The organism is Streptomyces sp. NPDC101160, assembly GCF_044768205.1.
In the GTDB taxonomy this organism is placed as follows: Bacteria; Actinomycetota; Actinomycetes; order Streptomycetales; family Streptomycetaceae; genus Streptomyces.
The window spans coordinates 151,247-168,762 of the sequence record NZ_JBIWPJ010000001.1; the positions used below are offsets into that span (position 1 = coordinate 151,247).

Sequence of the window (17,516 nt, forward strand, 5' to 3'; positions counted from 1 at the left end):
CCGCCCCGACCCCCCCCGGAGCCGCGGGGGCGCCGGGGGGGGGGCCGGCGGCCCCCCCCCCCCCCCCCCCACGGCTCGGGCGTCAGCGGCTCGGGCGTCAGCGGCTGGGGCGCAGCACCATCGCCGAACCGCCGCCGCGGCGCTTCGGCTCGGCGACCGCCTCGAGCCGGCCGCCGGGCAGGAATTCCAGCGCCGCCACCGCCCCGATCTCCGGGGAGGGAGTGAAGGTGCTCGGGGCCGGGACGAAGCGGTGGCCCAGTGCTTCCAGCGCCCCGCGTTCGGCGGAGTCGAGGAAGGCCGGCTCGGCCTCGGTCGCGACCCGGTTGCGCTGGGACATGCGCGGCGCCGCGACGGCCTCGGGCAGGGGCATGTCCAGGTCGAGGCGGTTGACGAGGGTCTGCAGCACCGTGGTGATGATCGTGGCCCCGCCGGGGGAACCGACGGCGAGCATCGGCCTGCCCTCGTCGAGGACGATCGTCGGTGACATGCTGCTGCGCGGGCGCTTGCCGGGCCCCGGCAGGTTCGGGTCGGGCACGCCGGCGGTCAAGGGTGTGAAGTCGAAGTCGGTCAGCTCGTTGTTCAGCAGGAACCCGCGACCGGGCACCGTGATGGCCGAGCCGCCGGTCTGCTCGATCGTCAGGGTGTACGAGACGACGTTGCCCCAGCGGTCCGCGGTCACCAGGTGCGTGGTCGAGGGGCCCTCGTACGGCTCCTGGCTGCCCGTGCCGCGGCTGCAGGCCGAGCCCGGCACCCGGGGGTCGGCCGGTGCGAGCGGGCTGGTCAGCGCGGCGTCGGGGCTGATCAGGCAGGCGCGGTCCTTGGCGAACTCCTTCGACAGCAGTTCCCGCGTGGGCACGTCGGAGAAGGCGGGGTCGCCCACCCAGCGGTTGCGGTCGGCGAAGGCGATCCGACTGGCCTCCAGGTAGTGGTGCAGCGCCGAGACCCGGTCGGCCTTCGACAGAGGGAAGTTCTCCAGGATGTTCAGCGCCTCGCCCACGGTCGTGCCGCCGGAGGAGGACGGCGCCATGGAGTACACGTCCAGGCCGCGGTACGTGGTGTGGGTCGGCTTCCGGCGCAGCGGCGCGTAGCGGGCGAGGTCGGCCTCGTCCATCAGGCCGGGGCGGACCACCCGGTCGGTGCCGGGAGCGACCGGCGGGTTCCGCACGGTGCGCACCACGTCGCGGCCGAGGTCGCCGTGGTAGAGGGCTCCGGTGCCCTCGCGGGCGAGCTCACGGTAGGTCCGGGCGAGGTCCGGGTTGCGGAAGCGGGAGCCGACGACCGGCAGTTCGCCACCGGGCAGGAACAACTCGGCGGTGGAGGTGAAGGCGCGGAAGCGCTGCTCGTTCATGGCCGTCTGGGCGCGGAACTCGTCGTTGACGACGAAGCCGTTCTCGGCCAGGCGGGTGCCGGGCCTCAGCGCGGCCGCCAGCGGAATCGTGCCCCAGTCCTTCAGGGCCTTGTCCCAGGTGGCGGGGGTGCCCGGGACGCCCACGGAGAGACCCGAGTTGACCGCCTCGGGGAAGGGGATGGCCTTGCCGGTCGCCGGGTCGGTGAACGAGTCGGAGCGCATCGACGCCGGAGCGGTCTCCCGCCCGTCGATCGTGGACACCTTCCCTGTCCGGGCGTCGTAGTAGACGAAGTATCCGCCGCCTCCGATGCCCGCCGAGTAGGGCTCGACCACACCGAGCGCGGCGGCGGTGGCCACCGCCGCGTCCACGGCGTTGCCGCCGCGCCGCAGCACGTCGAGGCCGGCCTGGGAGGCGTACGGGTTGACGCTGGCGACCGCGCCTCCGCGCCCGATCGCGACGGCCTGCTTGGCGGGCGGGGAGAGGGCGGGGCCGTCGGCGGAGGTTCCGGCGGCGGCGGGTGGCAGGAGAGGAAGGAGCAGCGCCGCCGCGGAGGCGGCGACGGTGGCGGTACGACGCACAGCGAGACTCAAGACAGCCTCCGATGACCTGCGTTGACGAGGGGGATGATCGAAACCCTGGCATCCGCCCTCGCGGTCAGCAACGACTCACCGCAAGATTTGCGCGAGTTCTGAGGTTTCCGTCCGGTAGCCCCGTCGGGGCGGGTCGAGGACGGGGTGCCGGACTCGCCGGCTACGGCGTCGTACGGCTGAAGGACCGGCGGTACGAGCGCGGCGGCACGCCTCGGCGTCGTACGAACTGCGCCCGCAGCACCGCCGCGCTCCCGAAGCCGACCAGGCGGGCGATCTCCTCGACGGGCAGGTCCGTGGTCTCCAGCAGCTCCTCGGCGCGGCTGAGGCGGAGGCCGAGCAGCCAGGCGTGCGGGGTGGTGCCGGTCGAGGCGGCGAATCGGCGGGCGAAGGAGCGCCTGCTCATCAGGGCCCGGCGGGCCAGTTCCGCCACCGGGAGCGACTCGTGCAGGTTCCCCTGGGCCCAGGCGAGCACCTCCGCGAGCCGGTCGTCGTGGCAGTCCTCCGGAACCGGGGCGGCCAGGTACTGGGCCTGCCCTCCGTCGCGGTGCGAAGGCAGCACCAGGTCCCGGGCGATGGCGTTGGCCGTGGCGGCGCCGTACTCCCGTCGCAGCAGGTGCAGGCACAGGTCGAAGCCCGCGGCGGCCCCCGCGCCCGTGGCGATGCGGCCCTGGTCGACGTACAGGGCGTCGGGCTCGACGGCGACGTCCGGGTAGCGCTCGGCCAGCAGATCGGCGAACCGCCAGTGGGTGGTAGCGCGCCGTCCGTCCAGCAGGCCTGCCGCGGCGAGCGCGAAGGCGCCGACGCAGTGCGCGGCGACCAGCGCGCCCCGCTCGTGCGCGGCCGTCAGCGCGTCGAGCACCGCGGGCGGGGGCGGCGTCCGGAAGTCCGCCCAGGGCAGGGCGATCACCAGGTCGGCCGTGGCGAGCCGCTCCAGACCGTGCTCGACCGTCAGCGGCAGGCCCACATCGGTGCGGACCCGCCCCGGCCGGTCGGTGCACAGCGCGAAGTCGAAGCGCGGCAGCCCCTGGCCACGCGCGTCGAACACCTCAGCGACGATTCCGGCCCCGAGCATGCCGACACCCGGCGGCGCATAGGCGGCGATGATCTTGAACGGCGGCATTCCGGCAGTGTGCCACGAGGGGCGGACGCGATGGCACGATTCCTGCGATCAGTGGCACCACGGCCACTCGTCGCACGGCCGGCCGACGCGAAAACTAAGGGCCATGACGAACGCACCGCTGCGCCGCAGCGCCACCTACACGATCCTGACCACCGGCTACACCCTCTCCACCGGCCCGGGAGTGGCCGCCACCGTCTCCTACGTCCGCGACGGCGACCGCCACGTGATCGTCGACCCCGGCATGGTGGCCGGCCGCAACCGGATCCTCGACCCGCTCGCCGAACTCGGGCTCACCCCCGACGACATCACCGATGTCGTCCTCAGCCATCACCACCCCGACAACACGATGAACGTCGGCCTCTTCGGGCAGGCCCGCGTCCACGACCACAAGGCGATCTACCACCACGACCAGTGGACCGACCGCGACGCCGAGGGGTACGAACTCTCCCCGTCCCTCCGGCTGATCCGCACGCCGGGGCACAGCGCCGAGGACATCACCCTGCTCGCGGGTACGGACGCGGGCGTCGTCGCCTTCGTCGGCGACCTGTGGTGGCGGCCCAACGGTCCGGTCGACGACCCCGTCGCCCCCGACCACGACCTCCTGCGGACGTCCAGGCTGCGGGTCCTCGACGCGGCATCCGTGATCGTGCCCGGCCACGGCCCCGCCTTCCCGGCGGACGACTCCGCACCGCGCTGACCGGCCCAGGCCCCCGCCACTGCCGGAGACCGGGGGTACGGATCCTGCGCTCGTTACTCCTGGGCGGCGACGCGCCGGTCCGCGCCACGCGGACCTCCTTCGCATGGACGTCCACCCGGCCGGCCCACACACAACCCTGGGCCGGCACCCGTTCGGGAAAGTACGATCAAGCGATGTCCGACATCACCGAGACCACACCCGGCTGGCTGAGCTCCGACGAGCTCAGCGCCGCCAGGGCCCACATGCCGATCCTGTACGTCGAGGCCGTACCCGTACGCGTGGACGACGCCGGCGAAGTCACCAGCATCGGACTGCTCCTGCGCATCGGCGCCGACGGAACCATCAGCCGCACCCTGGTCTCCGGCCGCGTCATGCACCATGAGCGGATCCGTGACGCTCTCCTGCGTCACCTGGAGAAGGACCTCGGTCCCGTCGCCCTGCCCCGGGTCCCCTCCTCCCTCCAGCCCTTCACCGTCGCCGAGTACTTCCCGACTGCCGGCATCACCCCCTTCCACGACCCACGCCAGCACGCCGTGTCCCTCGCGTACATCGTTCCCGTCACCGGCGACTGCCGCCCGCGCCAGGACGCACTCGACCTGGTGTGGGTCAGCCCTCAGGAGGCTGCGTCGGCGGCCTTGCAGAGCGAGATGCCGGGCGGTCACGGCGTGCTGCTGAAGCAGGCCCTGGCGCATGTGGGGCACGTGTACTGATCGCGCGGCCCGGCCTCACTCCCACGGCCAGCGGGCGTCACGACCGGCGTCCAGCAGCGGGATCATGCCGAACGCCGCGTCCGTGAGGCCGCCGAGCGCGTGCCGGTTGCCGCCGCCGGAAGGCATGGCGGCCTCGCGGTAGCCGGCCATGTTCCACATGTACACGGGGACGTGCCGGGGGACGAGGTCGTCGATGCGGGTCTCCGGCATGCCGTTGTAGGCGTAGCAGTTCGACGGCAGCCAGCCCGGGCGGGTCTGCTCGTCGGTGACGACGACGACCCGGTCGTGCCCCGCGTAGTACTCCTTGACCGCCGAGGGGATGTCCGTGCCGGGAATCTGCCCGAACTGCTCCACCAGGCGCAGCACGCTGCCGCCCCGCGGAACGGCGATCTCCCGGGCGCTCTGCCCGAACTCCACCAGCGTCGGTGCCTGGGCGCGCACGGCGAGGGCCGCGCCGAACACGGCGGCCTGCTCGGCGAGCGGGATGTCGGACCGGTTGGGCGTGGAGTACGCGTACCCGGGGAACATGCTCGGGCTGCGGTCGACCAGGATCAGCGTCCGTCCCGGCAGGGCCGGCACGTTGGCCAGCGAGTGGCCGAGGGCCTGCTCCAGGGCGTGGCCCCAGCGCAGCGACGGCGCCGCCCGGTACGCGGCCCAGAACCGGAACGGGAACATCCGCGAACGGCGTACCTCGTCGGCGTCGGCCAGCCGCGCCGCGACGTGCGCGGCGGTCTCGTCGCCGACGCCGGCCTCGTCGAAGTTCCGCAGGTTCCGGGCGAGCGCCATGAGCCCCATGGAGGGGATGACCGCCTCCCAGGCGGCGGCGTCCATCGGGCCCTGGAGCCAGCCCGCGAGCGCCTCCCACGTCATGCCGGCCTTCGCCAACGCGTCCCGCTTCCCGGGGTCGTGAAGCACCGGGCGCCGGTCGGCGACGGGCAGTTTCATCAGCGACGCGCGCCGGCCCAGCATCTCCAGCCGCGGCGGGATGTCCTCGCCGCGGCCGTGGCGGCGGTCGATGGCGTGCTTGAACAGCTCGCCCTGCCACGGCTTGTCCGGGTGCGGGGCGGCGTGGACGAGTTCGAGGACGTCGCCGAAGCGGTAGCCCCTGGCGTCGGTGTCGTACGCGAGCAGGGAACGCTCGTTGTAGAGACGCCGGACGGCGTCGGCGACGCCGCGCTTGACCGGCTTCGGCAGGCGGCGCCCGTACCGCGCGGTCCAGTAGCCGAGCATCTCGCCGGGCTCGTCGGCGCGCTGCAGCACGGAGTCGACGACCGAGCGGTTCGACCAGGACGCGGCACCGGAGCCGGCCGCCGATCCGGAGTCGGCCACCGGGGCGGCCACGGCCGGGGCGGGCACGGTCGGAGCGGGCACGGCCGGGGTGGCGCGGTCGGCGTCGAGGCGCGCCTTGACGAACTCGGCGGCGCCGACGAGCGACGCCGTGCGCATGTTGGCGCCCGTGCGGAGCCAGGCGAGCAGTCCGGCGGTCCACGCGGGGTCCTCGACGGCGAGCTGCCGTACGAGGGCGGTGTAGCGGTCGTCCCGGGCGTCGGCCTTCTCGTAGAAGGTGTCGGTGCCGACCGTGTTGGCGACGGCCAGGAGGAACAGCTCGCTCCTGGCGTCGCGCAGGAGCCCGGTCGCGCCCTCGTGGGTGCGGGTCGGCTCCCCGGTCGTGGTGACGGGCGAGCCGGCCGACGCGCGTTTGCCGCGGAGGTTGAAGCGTGCCATGGGGTTCCCCTCACGTGTGGAGGGGAGGCGCGGCGTGGGGGTGCCCGAGATCGAGTCGGATGGGGAGACAAGGTGCTCTGACCGTCTGAGCTACCGGCGCCCGAAGCGCCGGGCGGGACTCGAACCCGCGACAACCCCATTGACAGTGGAAGTATCCCCGGCCTGCGCACCGGGCACCCCGCCGCCATCTGCCTCCCGAGATCAGTAGTGGCCTGCGGCGTGGTTTCTGTGGAAGAAGTATCCGCTGACCTGCGCACCGGGAGGTGCTGGTGGACCCCACCGTATCCGTGCGTCCCGCACGCCCCAACCGGTTTTCCGTCAGGCTTCACGCGCGCTGTCCCGATCCCGTTGATCTTTGGCCCGTGGCCGGTTTTCCGCTGTGCGGGCCTTCGCGCATGATGAGCGCATGGCTCTTGAGATGCGCGAACGCTGCGAACGCTGTGAGACGACCCACCTGCCCGTCGACGCCCCCGCCCGGATCTGTACGTACGAGTGCACCTTCTGTGTGCCGTGCGCCGACTCCATGAGCGACACGTGCCCCAACTGCGGCGGGGAGCTGGTGGCCAGGCCGCGCCGCGCCGTCTGAGGCCTTCTGGTCACGACCGCGAGGGCTGTCGTCCGCCCCGCCCTGCCCCGTTACCGGGGTCCTGCGCGTCCAGTGCCTCGTCCAGGGTCGTGGCGGCCATGATGAGGGAGAGGTGGGTGAACGCCTGGGGGAAGTTGCCCAGTTGTTCGCCGCTCGGGCCGATCTCCTCGGCGAACAGGCCGACGTGGTTCGCGTAGGTCAGCATCTTCTCGAAGGTGAACCGGGCCTGCCGCACGCGTCCCGCGCGGGCCAGCGCGTCCACGTAGAGGAAGGTGCAGAGGCTGAAGGTGCCCTCGGCGCCGCGGAGGCCGTCCGGGGAGGCGACCGGGTCGTAGCGGTGGACCAGGCTGTCGTGGACGAGGCCGTGTTCGATGGCGTCGAGGGTGGTCAGCCAGAGCGGGTCGGTGGGGCCCAGCAGGCCGGTGCGGGGGATCAGGAGCAGGGCGGCGTCGAGCACGTCGCCGCCGAAGTACTGGACCAGGGCCTGGCGTCGTTCGCTCCAGCCGCGGTGCACGACCTGGGCGAAGATCTCGTCGCGGGCGGCCCGCCAGGTGTCCAGGGCGGCGGGCCGGCCGAACTCCCCGGCGAGGCGCAGTCCGCGGTCGAAGGCGACCCAGGACATCACGCGGCTGAAGGTGAAGTCGCGCTGTCCGCCACGGGTCTCCCAGATGCCCTCGTCGGGGCCGTCCCACGACGTGGCCAGCCAGTCGAGGAGGGCGGACACCGCCTGCCAGGCCCGGTAGGTGGGCTGGGTGTCCAGGCCCCGCCCTTGGGCGAGGGCGTACAGGGCCTCGCCGTAGATGTCGAGCTGCAACTGGTCCGCCGCGCCGTTGCCCACCCGTACGGGGGCGGAGCCGCGGTATCCCTCGAAGTCCTCCAGGATCTCCTCGGGCAGCCACGGGTCGCCGTCCACCCGGTACATGATCTGCAGCGGCCGGGCCCCGCCGGCGGGTGCCGAGGCCCGTTCCGTCACGCGGTCGGTGAGCCAGCCGGTGAACGCCGCGGCCTCGTCGACGAAGCCGAGGTCGAGCAGGGCCCGTACGGCGAGCGAGCCGTCGCGGACCCAGGTGTAGCGGTAGTCCCAGTTGCGCTCGCCGCCGACGCGTTCGGGAAGGCCGAGCGTGGCGGCGGCGACGGGGGCGCCGGTGGGCAGGTAGGTGAGCAGCTTCAGGGTGATGGCCGAGCGGTGCACCATGTCCGGCCAGCGGCCGCGGTAGTGGGCGGTGCGGACCCAGCGCTGCCAGAACTCGACGGCGTCCCACAGCGCCGTCTCGACCGCTCGGGGGTCCGGCAGCGGCGGTGGCTCGGCCTCCGGGCCGTCCACGGTGAACGCGGCGCCGGCGAGGCCGCCTTCGGTGAGCGTGAGCCTGCCCTGGATGTCGTACGGACCGTCCTGCTCCATGGGGATGTCGGACTGGAGGAAGGCGGCGATCCCGGGTGCCCGGAAGGTGGCCGTGCGGCCGTCGAGGCGGGTCTCGTGCGGGTTGCGGCCGAAGCCGAAGCGCGGCCGGCATTCCAGGGTGAAGGTGACGGTGCCGCGGGTGCACCGCATCACGCGCAGGATGGCGTGCCGGTCGGTGCGCCGCCCGGTGCGGTCGGGGGGCATCCAGTCCATCAGCTCGCCCACGCCGTCCGGGGACATGAACCGGGTGACGAGCAGCGCGGTGTCGGGGTAGTAGAGCTGTTTCACCGTCACGTCGGGCGTGTCGACGGAGAGCCGGAAGTAGCCGCCCCGGTCGTGGTCGAGCAGTGCGGAGAAGATGCCGGGCGAGTCGAAGCGGGGGGCCGCGAACCAGTCGACCACGCCTTCGTCGGAGATGAGCGCGGCGGTCTGCAGATCGCCCACCAGGCCGTGATCGGCGATGAGCGGATAACGCTTCATCCCTCCACTATCGGCGAGGGCGGGCGCCCCGGCCCGGCGGCACCCGACCGGGGCGGGGGCTGCGGGGCGGGCGCCGGAGGCGCGGAGCGGGAGGGGCACGGGGCGGCGCCGGGATGCCGACGCGCGGCCGATGGCCAACAATTGACCTGAGGACCGGCAGGTCATAGTGGGGACCGCTCCAGCTGTTTTCCGCTCGGGGAACCTTCCTATCCGTACGCGGCGGTGCCATGAACGCACGAAGCCCGGACGAGGGCGGCGGATCGGCGCCACGGCAGGACCAGGAGCACGGTCGCAAGCAGGCACGCAAGAGCGGCCTCTACCGGCTGGGGCACTGGTGCGGCCGGCATTTCGTCATCGTCATCGCACTGTGGCTGGCGGCCGTCGCCGGGCTGCAGATCGCGAACCGGGCGGTGGGCGGTCAGTACTCGGACGACTTCTCCCTCCCCGGGGTGCAGTCCGCGGACGGTCTGAACGTCCTGAAGGCGCACGATCCGGCGGCCGGCGGATACGCGGCCCAGATCGTCCTGAACCGGCCGTCCGGGCCGCTCACCCAGGAGTCGTCGGCCGTGAACTCGACCGTCGCCGCGCTGCAGAAGCTGCCCGACGTGCTCAGTGCGCAGAACCCGCTGCCGCCGCCGGGCTCGACCCCGCCGCCGCCCTCCACGACGCCCAACACCGGGCCGCTGTCCACGGACGGCAAGACCGCGTACATCACGGTGCGCTTCAGCGTGCCGCCGTCCACGCTCGGCACCGACTACCTGAACGGCGTCGACTCCGCCGTCCAGCCGCTGCGCTCCGCCGGCGTGACCGTCGAGTACGGCGGCCCGCTCGGCGAGCTCGCCCGGCCCGCGCCCGACGACCGCACCAGCGAGGCCATCGGCTTCGCCGTAGCGATCGTGGTCCTGCTCATCGGCTTCGGCAGCGTGATCGCGGCCGTCATGCCGCTGATCACCGCGCTCATCGGCGCGATCTGCGGCCTCGCGCTGCTCGGCCTGATGGCCGCGGCCTTCACCTTCGGCACGGTGTCGCCGACCCTGGCCACCATGATCGGCCTGGGCGTCGGCATCGACTACGCCCTGTTCCTGATCACACGGCACCGCCAGAACATCATGAACGGGCACGATCCGGCCGAATCCGCCGGCCTGGCGACCACCACCAGCGGCCGGGCCGTGCTCGTCTCCGGCTGCACGGTGATCATCGCCCTGTCCGGGCTGTGGGTCTCCGGCGTCACCTTCATCGGCAAACTCGGCCTCGCCGCGGCCTTCACCGTGGTCACGGCCGTCGTCGCCGCGCTCACCCTCGTCCCGGCCATGCTCGGGCTCGTCGGCCGCCGCATCGACCGTTACCACGTGCGCAGACCCGTGGCCGAGACGGACGCCGAGCCGGGCGCTCCCGCGCACGGCACCTGGCACCGCTACGCGCAGCGGGTCGAGAGACGCCCCTGGTGGTTCCTGGTCTGCGGGGTGGTGACGCTGCTCATCCTGGCCTTCCCGCTGCTGTTCATCCAGCTCGGTCACATCGGCGACGGCGCCGACCCCAAGTCGTTCACGGACCGGCGGGCGTACGACCTGATCTCCACGGCCTTCGGGCCCGGCGCCAACGGTCCGCTGACGCTGGTGGTCGACCAGTCCGCCGTGCCCGCACAGGACCGGGCCGCGCTCGCCACCAAGCTGCAGCAGTCCCTCACCGGCGTGCCGGACGCCGCCTCCATCACTCCGCTGCGCGCCACCCCCGACGGCGACGTCCTCATCGGCACCGCCTACTCGGTCGCCTCGCCGCAGGACGAGCGCACCACGGACCTCACCGACAACCTGGTCGACGACGTGCTGCCGCAGGCGGTGGCCGGGACGGACGCGAAGACGTACGTCACCGGCACGACGGCCGCCCAGGTGGACTTCCTCGACATCGTCTCCAGCCGGCTGCCACTGATCATCGCCGTGGTCGTCGGGCTCGCGTTCCTGGTGATCCTGACCGTCTTCAGAGGCCTCCTGGTGGCCCTGAAGGCCGCCGTCCTCAACGTGCTGTCCATCGCCGCCGCGTACGGCGTGGTCGTGGCCGTCTTCCAGTGGGGCTGGGGCGGTCCCGCGCTCGGCGTGTCCGGGAAGGTGCCGATCGAGAGCTACGTGCCGATGATGATGTTCGCCATCGTCTTCGGACTGAGCATGGACTACGAGATCTTCCTGCTGTCGCGGGTCCGCGAGGCGTGGCTGCGCACGGGCGACCCGGAGGCGAGCGTCGCCCACGCCCTGGAGATCACCGCCCGGGTGATCACCTGTGCCGCGCTCATCATGGTCAGCGTCTTCGCGGCCTTCATCGTCTCGGACAACATCGTGGTGAAGATGCTCGGCCTCGGCCTGGCGGCGAGCGTCCTCATCGACGCCACGATCGTCCGGCTCCTCCTGGTGCCCGCCGTGATGACCCTGCTCGGCAAACACGCCTGGTGGACCCCGCACTGGCTCGACCGCATACTCCCCCACCTCGACACGGAGGGCGAGGCCGCGCTGGAACGCGACGCGGAGGGCGCGGCGCCGGGCGACGGCATGAAGGTGTAGGCGCGACCGTCTCCTCCGGGGGCGGGCGGGGAAGAATGACCGTCATGTCATGGGAATCGGATCGGCGGATGCTCGCGGTCGCGGTCGAAGAGGCGCGCGCAGGTCTCACCGAGGGGGGCATCCCCATCGGAGCCGCGCTGTTCGCGCCGGACGGGCGCACCGTGCTCGGCCGGGGGCACAACCGCCGCGTGCAGGACGGCGATCCGTCCCTGCACGCCGAGACGGCCGCGTTCCGCGATGCGGGGCGCCGGCGCACGTATCGCGGTACGACGATGGTGACGACGCTGTCTCCGTGCTGGTACTGCAGCGGCCTCGTGCGGCAGTTCGGCATTTCGCGGGTCGTCGTCGGCGAGGCGCAGACGTTCCACGGGGGCCACGACTGGCTGGCCGAGCACGGTGTGGAGATCGTCGTCGTGGACGACGCCGAGTGCGTCGCGATGATGACGGACTTCGTCAAGACGCGTCCGGAGCTGTGGAACGAGGACATCGGCGCGTAAGCGCGGCTCGATGCCCGTGGTGTCTCCTCAGCCGGTACGGAGGATCCGGAAGCGACCGGGTTCCGCCGGGTCCCGGTCGACGACCTGGAGGGGCGGCCAGGCCCACTGCCAGACGTCGATGCCCGGCACACGGGAGAAGCGGATCTTCCCGCGGGTGCCCTCGACGGCGACGTGCGGCCAGGAGGCGGCGATGCGGGCCCGGTCCGTGCCGTGGGAGCGCAGTACGTCGGCGAGGACGGTGATCGTGTCGTAGCCCTCGAAGGCGACGAAGGAGGGTGGTTCGCCGAGCCGCTCGCGCAGGGTCGTCGCGACGCGTGCGCCGAGCGGGCCGAGCGGCTCGGGCAAGTAGCGCAGGAACGGGATCGCCGTGCCGTCGTCGCCCAGCAGCGAAGCCCATTCGGGGAGTTCCGGCTGCCCGGCGGGCGCACCGATCAGGAGCTCGGCGAGGCGCTCGTCGTGACGAACGGCCCTGACGACGGGCACTGCCGGCTCCGGATGGCCGACCAGCAGCAGGAGGGCCGTCGCGCGGTGCCGGACGAGCTCGTCGCACACGTCCATGGGGGCGAGCGTGCTCATGTCCACTTCGACGACGGTGCCGCCGCGCGGTGCGAGGTGGTCGCGCAGGATGCGGGTCCCGGACGCCCAGTAGACGCTCGGCTGGGTCGCCACGGCGATGCGGCTGTGGCCCGCGTCGAGGAGGAAGTCCGCGTAGAGGCGCCAGCCCCGGGACTGGGCGGGAGCGAGGCGCGCGACCCAGTCCGTGGGCTGTTCGGTGAGCGCGTCGAGCACCGCCGAGGAGCAGAGGAACGGCAGACCGAGCGCGTCGGCCCGGGCGGCGGCGGCGCGGGCGACGACGCTGTGGTACTCCCCCGCCAGGGCGGCCACGCCCAGCCGGAACAGTTCGTCCACGGCCGCGGCGGCCTTCTCCGGGTCGGCCGCGGTGTCGCGGACCACCAGTTCGAGCGGCCTTCCGGCGATTCCGCCGGCGCCGTTGACCTCGTGCACGGCCGTCTCGAGTCCGGCGAGCAGGTGCCGCCCGGCGTCGGCCCAGCCGGGCCGGGACAGGGGCACGAGGGCGCCGATCCGGACGGACGGCCCGTCAGTCGGCGCCGCTCCGGGTGACGACGGTGACGTGGTCATGAGCCGGCCTCTTCCGTGTCGCGGTGGGGTGGGGTCAGTCGACTCGACGCGCGGGCCAGCAGGTCGATGAGCAGCGCGCGCTCCTCGACGCTGAACTCGTCGGCGATGTGCCGTTCGATGGCGACGGCCTTCGCGTCCGCCTGCGCGAGCAGCCGGCGCCCGTCGTCGGTGAGGTGCACTTCCGTGACCTTGCGGTGCCAGGGGTGCGGCCGGCGCGTGATCAGTGCCTTCGCTTCGAGGTTGGCGAGCACGGTGGCGATGGTCTGCGGGGTGACCAGGCACGCACGGGCGAGCGCGGCGGCGGACAGCCCCGGGTGTTCGTCGAGCGTGTAGAGCGCCGCGTACTGCGGGACCGTCAGCCCGAGCGGCCGGAGGGCGGCGTGCTTGGCCGCCATCAACTCCTGCTCGACCCGCTTGATGTGCAGGCCGAGGCGTTCGGTGACCGGCATGTTCATGGAGTGATCGTACGTCATCCGTTCCATCGAACTCTGGCTTATGACAGAGCTCTGTTACATGTAAGGTCTCTGTCATCAAGCGCTGTTCGCGCTCTTCGCGCCACTTCTGGAGGCAATCCATGACCAGCCCCGAACTCCTCGACCACGTCGTCGCCGGGTCCGGCCCCGGACTCGTCCTGGTCCACGGCACCGGCGCCGACGCCACGTCGAACTGGGGGCCTCTCATCGACGCGATGGCGGACCGGTACACGGTCGTCGCCCCCAACCTGCCCGGCGCGGGCGCCACCCCCGTCGACCCCGCACCCCTCGATCCGGACGCACTCGCCGACCGGATCGTCGCCACCGCCCGCGCCGCCGGACTGGAGCGGTTCCACCTGGCCGGTCACTCGCTCGGCTCCGTCGTCGCCACGGCGGTGGCCGCCCGGCACCCCGAGGCCGTCACCTCGCTCCTCCTGCACGCCGGATGGGTCAGGACGACCGCGCGCGAGGCCTTCATGTTCGACCTGTGGGCGCGCCTGCTGCGCACCGACCCGGAGCTGCTGGCCCGGGAGTTGATCCTCAGCGCGATGGGGCCCGGCCTTCTGGGCGCTCTCGACGACGCCCAGTTCGCGGAGATGGCCGCGGGTTTCACGGCCCTCCTCGACGAGCGCATCCTCGGCCAGATCGAACTGGACGGCCGGGTCGACCTGCGCGAGGCGGTGGGGCGCGTCACCGCACCCACGCTCGTGGTGGCGAGCGAGGACGACCGGATCGTCCCGCCCCACCACCAGCGCGAGCTGGCCGCCGCCGTCGACGGGGCCGAGTACGTCCAGGTCCCCGGCGGACACGGGCTGCCGTTCGAGGACCCGGCCCGGTTCTTCTCGATCGTCACCGAGTACGTGGACAAGCGTCAGGCCCAGGCGCGGGCGCTGGCGTAGGCGCGAACCCAGGCAGGCCCAGGCGCGGGCGCGGGAGGGCGGGGTGTGAACCAGCCGCGTATCGGCGCCGGGGTCAGCCGGCCCCGAGCAGTGCCCGCAGCCCGGCCGTGTCGATGACCCGGGCCCGCGACGGGAAGACCCGGCGGAGCAGGACGTCGTGGACTTCGGGGTCCGGGTCGGCGACACCGTCGGACAGGACGTGAAGCCGGTAGTCGCGGTCGGCCGCGTCGGTGACGGTGGACAGGACGGCGCCGCCCGTGCTGATGCCGGAGACGACCAGCGTGGTGATGCCGCGTTCGCGCAGCTGCCGGTCGAGGTCGGTGGTGGACATGGCGCCGTGTCGGACCTTGCGCACGACGATGTCGCCGGGCCGGGGAGCCAGCCGCTCGTGGACGGCGGTGGCGGGGTTCTCCTGGTGCATGACCCGGTGCCGGGCCACCGGGGCGAAGGAGCTGTTGGCGTCCGGGACGGCGTCCCAGTCGTGCTCGGTGAAGCCGACGCGCACGTAGGCGATGGTGCCGCCCTTGGCCCGTACGTCGGCGACGGCCCCAGCCACCCGGCCGAGCAGGGCCTCGCGGTCCGCACCGTCGGGCAGCGCGGCCAGGATCGCGGGCTGGAAGTCCATGACGAGGAGAGCGGTGTGCGCGGGGTCGAGGGCGGGGGCGGGGGAAGGGGCGGTGCTCACGCGGGTGTTCTCCTTGCTGCGGCGATGCGTCATGCGGGGATACGGGACGGTTCCGGCTCGTGCCGCGACGCCTCGTCGCGTCGGGGAAGCAGGAGCGGCGTGGTGAGGATGAGCAGTCCCGCGACCGCGAGGGCGGTGCGGGGGCCGGTGACGTCGGCGAGCAGCCCGCCGAGCGCGGTGAAGACGGCGATGGACGTCTGCTGGCCGATCGACCAGGCCGACAGGGTGCGGGCGACCAGATGCCTGGGCGTGTGTTCGAGCCGATAGGTGGCGAGCACCGGGGTGTACAGGCTCATGTTGATGATGATCGCCAGCTCGACGGCGATCACGGTGGCGAGGCCGACGAGGCCGGGACGGACGAAGGCCAGGCCGATCAGCCAGATCGCGCGCAGGGTGCCGACGGTGCGGAAGACCCGGTGGCGGCCGTAGCGGGCCACGACCCGGGAGGCCAGTCGGGAGCCGACGAGTCCGCCGAGACAGGGGAGGGCGAAGGCGAGACCGTACTGCCAGGGCGGGAAGCCGAGCCGGCGCAGCAGGAGCACGGCCAGCAGGGGCTCGGTGGCCATGATCAGACCGGAGACGAGCATGTTGTTGAGGTAGAGCGCGCGCAGGCCGCGATGGCCCATGATGTGCCGCCAGCCGTCGAGCAGTGCGCCGGCCCGGACCGGGCTCTTGCCGGTGGGCCGCGGCGCTTCCTCCCGGCCGCCGACGGCGGTGAGGGCGAGTGCGGACAGCAGGTAGCTGAACGCGTCGGCCACCACGGTGGTGACCGGCCCGAACACGCCGATCGCCGCCCCGCCCAGCGGCGGTCCGACCGCGATGGAGCTCCAGTTCGTCGACTCGAACCGGGCGTTGGCCACGAGCAGGTCGTCCGGCCGGACCAGGGCCTTGAGGTAGGCGCCGCTCGCCGCGCCGAACGCGATCCTGGCCGCGGCGACGACGGCCGAGACCACCAGCAGCTGGACGAAACCGAGCCGGCCGAAGGCGTAGGCGAGCGGGATCGTCGCCATGGCGGCGAAGCGGGTGAGGTCCGTCGCGATCATGACCGGGCGTTTGCGCCGGAACTCCACCCAGGGCGCGAGCGGCACCGCGATCAGCGCGCCCACGGCAGGCCCCACCGCGGAGAGCGCGGACACCTCGGCGGGGCCGGCGTGCAGCACGAGTACGGCGATCAGCGGCAGGGCCCCGAACCCGAGGCCGGACCCGTACGCGCTCACCGCGTACGCCGCCCACAGCCAGCCGAACCGCCGGCCCAGTCGTCTTCTGCCCACCATGCGCAGCGCCCTCCCTCGACGTCCCACCCGAACCGTTCGAACAAACAGGTGTTGATCAATATCGACGAGTGAGAGCTAATCGAGCGGGACAATCGCAGGTCAAACAACCGTCCCACCGTCTCTGCACAACCAATCGTTGTTCACTAAGGTGGTGGGCGTGGACATCGAAGCCGTACGCACCTTCGTCGCCGTCGCGGAAGCGGGCCAGTTCCAGAAGGCGGCCACCGACCTGTCGATCACCCAGCAGGCCGTCTCCAAGCGCATCGCCGTGCTGGAGCGCGACCTCGGTGTGCGGCTGTTCGCGCGCACGCCGCGCGGCGCCGAGCTCACCATCGACGGCCAGGCGTTCCTGCCCCACGCGCGCGAGCTGCTGCGCGCCGCCGAGCGGGCGGTGGCGTCCGTGCGCGCCGGTCGCCGTCCGCTGCGCGTCGACGTGCTCAACTCGCGCGGCGCGGCGTCGGGCCTGATGCGCGACTTCCATCGTGCGTACCCCGAGATCGAACTCGACGTGGTGATGCTGCTCGACATCGAGACGGCCCTCGCCTCCCTCCGGTCCGGTGCGATCGACGCGTCGTTCCGTGCCGTCGCCGCGCCCGGCCGGCCCCTTCCCGAGGACATCGAGTCCGTACGGGTGCTCGACGAGCCGCTCCAGCTGCTCACCGGCCCCGCCCACGCGCTGGCGGGCGCCCGGTCGGTGACCGTCGCCCAGCTCGCCGGGCACCGGATCTGGATGCCCGGCATCCTCCCCGGCAGCGAGTGGGCCGCCTACTACGAGGACCTCGTCGCCGAGTTCGGCCTCACCATCGAGGCGACCGGCCCCAACTTCGGCTCCGACGCGCTCCTCGACACCGTCGCCGACACCCCGGCGCTGGCGACGTTCATGAGCGAGCAGACCCGGCTCGTCTGGCCCGCCGGTCACGGCCTGCGCCGCATCCCGGTGACCGACCCGACGCCCGTCTACCCGCACTCGCTGCTCTGGCACCGCGACAACCCCCACCCGGCGCTGGCCACCCTCCGCGCGCATCTCGCCGCCACGGGAGCCGGCCACGGCGCCACCGGGACCTGGGCGCCGGACTGGGTGCTTCCGCGCTGAGCCGACGGACATCGAGGCGACGGACGACCCCTCAGGCCGGGCGGGGGACGTACGCGAGTCCGTGCGTGCCGGGCTTGGGCCTGGCCGGAACCCTCACCGAGCGGATCCACGCGGAGGCCCCGCGGGTGGACGTGGTCTTCCTGCCGGAGGCGGTGGAGGGCGGTCCCGGGCTGCGGCAGGGCTGGGTGGACGTCGAGCTGGGCGTCCTCGGGCACCTCGATCCGGAGATCCGCACCCGGTAGCT

General features: G+C 72.8%; 16 protein-coding genes. 8 read left to right on the forward strand and 8 right to left on the reverse strand.

Translation table 11 applies throughout. From position 1 onward, the window contains the following. Positions 1-97 precede the first annotated feature (97 nt). Together ggt and ACIRSU_RS00780 are read right to left on the reverse strand one after the other, a co-directional pair. Positions 98-1,927, reverse strand: a complete 1,830-nt coding sequence (gene ggt / locus ACIRSU_RS00775) for a gamma-glutamyltransferase (protein ID WP_403789361.1) — start codon at positions 1,925-1,927, stop codon at positions 98-100. A 172-nt stretch (positions 1,928-2,099) separates the two neighbouring features. Beyond that, the gene (locus tag ACIRSU_RS00780) at positions 2,100-3,059 is read right to left on the reverse strand and encodes a GlxA family transcriptional regulator (RefSeq protein WP_403787660.1); all 960 of its coding nucleotides are present in this window, start codon (positions 3,057-3,059) and stop codon (positions 2,100-2,102) included. Between the two features lie 103 nt (positions 3,060-3,162). On the opposite strand from ACIRSU_RS00780, the gene ACIRSU_RS00785 reads away from it, so the two are divergent. Next, the gene (locus ACIRSU_RS00785; RefSeq protein ID WP_403787663.1) at positions 3,163-3,756 is read left to right on the forward strand and encodes an MBL fold metallo-hydrolase; all 594 of its coding nucleotides are present in this window, start codon (positions 3,163-3,165) and stop codon (positions 3,754-3,756) included. Positions 3,757-3,929: 173 nt separating this feature from the next. Further along, complete coding sequence (locus tag ACIRSU_RS00790; protein ID WP_403787666.1) at positions 3,930-4,466, forward strand: NUDIX hydrolase family protein; 537 nt, start codon at positions 3,930-3,932, stop codon at positions 4,464-4,466. A gap of 15 nt (positions 4,467-4,481) precedes the next feature. Here ACIRSU_RS00790 and ACIRSU_RS00795 read toward each other — a convergent pair whose 3' ends face one another. Then, positions 4,482-6,191, reverse strand: a complete 1,710-nt coding sequence (locus ACIRSU_RS00795) for a TROVE domain-containing protein (protein ID WP_403787669.1) — start codon at positions 6,189-6,191, stop codon at positions 4,482-4,484. Between the two features lie 406 nt (positions 6,192-6,597). On the opposite strand from ACIRSU_RS00795, the gene ACIRSU_RS00800 reads away from it, so the two are divergent. After that, positions 6,598-6,777 (forward strand): DUF1272 domain-containing protein, encoded by a 180-nt coding sequence (locus ACIRSU_RS00800; protein ID WP_403787672.1) that lies wholly within the window; start codon positions 6,598-6,600, stop codon positions 6,775-6,777. Positions 6,778-6,787: 10 nt separating this feature from the next. On the opposite strand, the gene ACIRSU_RS00805 is transcribed toward ACIRSU_RS00800, so the two are convergent. Further along, positions 6,788-8,659 carry a glycoside hydrolase family 15 protein gene (locus ACIRSU_RS00805; protein ID WP_403787675.1) on the reverse strand — a complete coding sequence of 624 codons (1,872 nt, stop codon included), beginning with the start codon at positions 8,657-8,659 and terminating at the stop codon, positions 6,788-6,790. Between the two features lie 227 nt (positions 8,660-8,886). Between ACIRSU_RS00805 and ACIRSU_RS00810 the strand changes: the two genes are divergently transcribed. Next, the gene (locus tag ACIRSU_RS00810; RefSeq protein WP_403787678.1) at positions 8,887-11,211 is read left to right on the forward strand and encodes an MMPL family transporter; all 2,325 of its coding nucleotides are present in this window, start codon (positions 8,887-8,889) and stop codon (positions 11,209-11,211) included. 68 nt (positions 11,212-11,279) lie between these two features. After that, a complete protein-coding gene (locus ACIRSU_RS00815) occupies positions 11,280-11,708 on the forward strand; it encodes a nucleoside deaminase (protein ID WP_403787681.1) in 429 nt (142 codons plus the stop codon). A gap of 27 nt (positions 11,709-11,735) precedes the next feature. Here ACIRSU_RS00815 and ACIRSU_RS00820 read toward each other — a convergent pair whose 3' ends face one another. Both ACIRSU_RS00820 and ACIRSU_RS00825 read right to left on the reverse strand, forming a co-directional pair. After that, positions 11,736-12,848 (reverse strand): ABC transporter substrate-binding protein, encoded by a 1,113-nt coding sequence (locus ACIRSU_RS00820; RefSeq protein ID WP_403787683.1) that lies wholly within the window; start codon positions 12,846-12,848, stop codon positions 11,736-11,738. Beyond that, complete coding sequence (locus tag ACIRSU_RS00825) at positions 12,845-13,303, reverse strand: MarR family winged helix-turn-helix transcriptional regulator (protein WP_403787686.1); 459 nt, start codon at positions 13,301-13,303, stop codon at positions 12,845-12,847. Before ACIRSU_RS00825 ends, ACIRSU_RS00820 begins: the two co-directional genes overlap by 4 nt. A gap of 119 nt (positions 13,304-13,422) precedes the next feature. Between ACIRSU_RS00825 and ACIRSU_RS00830 the strand changes: the two genes are divergently transcribed. Further along, a complete protein-coding gene (locus ACIRSU_RS00830) occupies positions 13,423-14,220 on the forward strand; it encodes an alpha/beta fold hydrolase (protein ID WP_403787689.1) in 798 nt (265 codons plus the stop codon). Between the two features lie 73 nt (positions 14,221-14,293). On the opposite strand, the gene ACIRSU_RS00835 is transcribed toward ACIRSU_RS00830, so the two are convergent. Both ACIRSU_RS00835 and ACIRSU_RS00840 read right to left on the reverse strand, forming a co-directional pair. Next, positions 14,294-14,905, reverse strand: a complete 612-nt coding sequence (locus tag ACIRSU_RS00835) for a cysteine hydrolase family protein (protein ID WP_403787692.1) — start codon at positions 14,903-14,905, stop codon at positions 14,294-14,296. 29 nt (positions 14,906-14,934) lie between these two features. Then, a complete protein-coding gene (locus ACIRSU_RS00840; protein WP_403787695.1) occupies positions 14,935-16,179 on the reverse strand; it encodes an MFS transporter in 1,245 nt (414 codons plus the stop codon). 157 nt (positions 16,180-16,336) lie between these two features. Here ACIRSU_RS00840 and ACIRSU_RS00845 point away from each other — a divergent pair, with 157 nt between their 5' ends. Beyond that, on the forward strand, positions 16,337-17,272 hold the full coding sequence (locus ACIRSU_RS00845) for a LysR family transcriptional regulator (RefSeq protein ID WP_403787698.1): 936 nt from the start codon (positions 16,337-16,339) through the stop codon (positions 17,270-17,272). A 65-nt stretch (positions 17,273-17,337) separates the two neighbouring features. After that, complete coding sequence (locus tag ACIRSU_RS00850) at positions 17,338-17,514, forward strand: hypothetical protein (protein WP_403787701.1); 177 nt, start codon at positions 17,338-17,340, stop codon at positions 17,512-17,514. Positions 17,515-17,516: the final 2 nt, after the last annotated feature.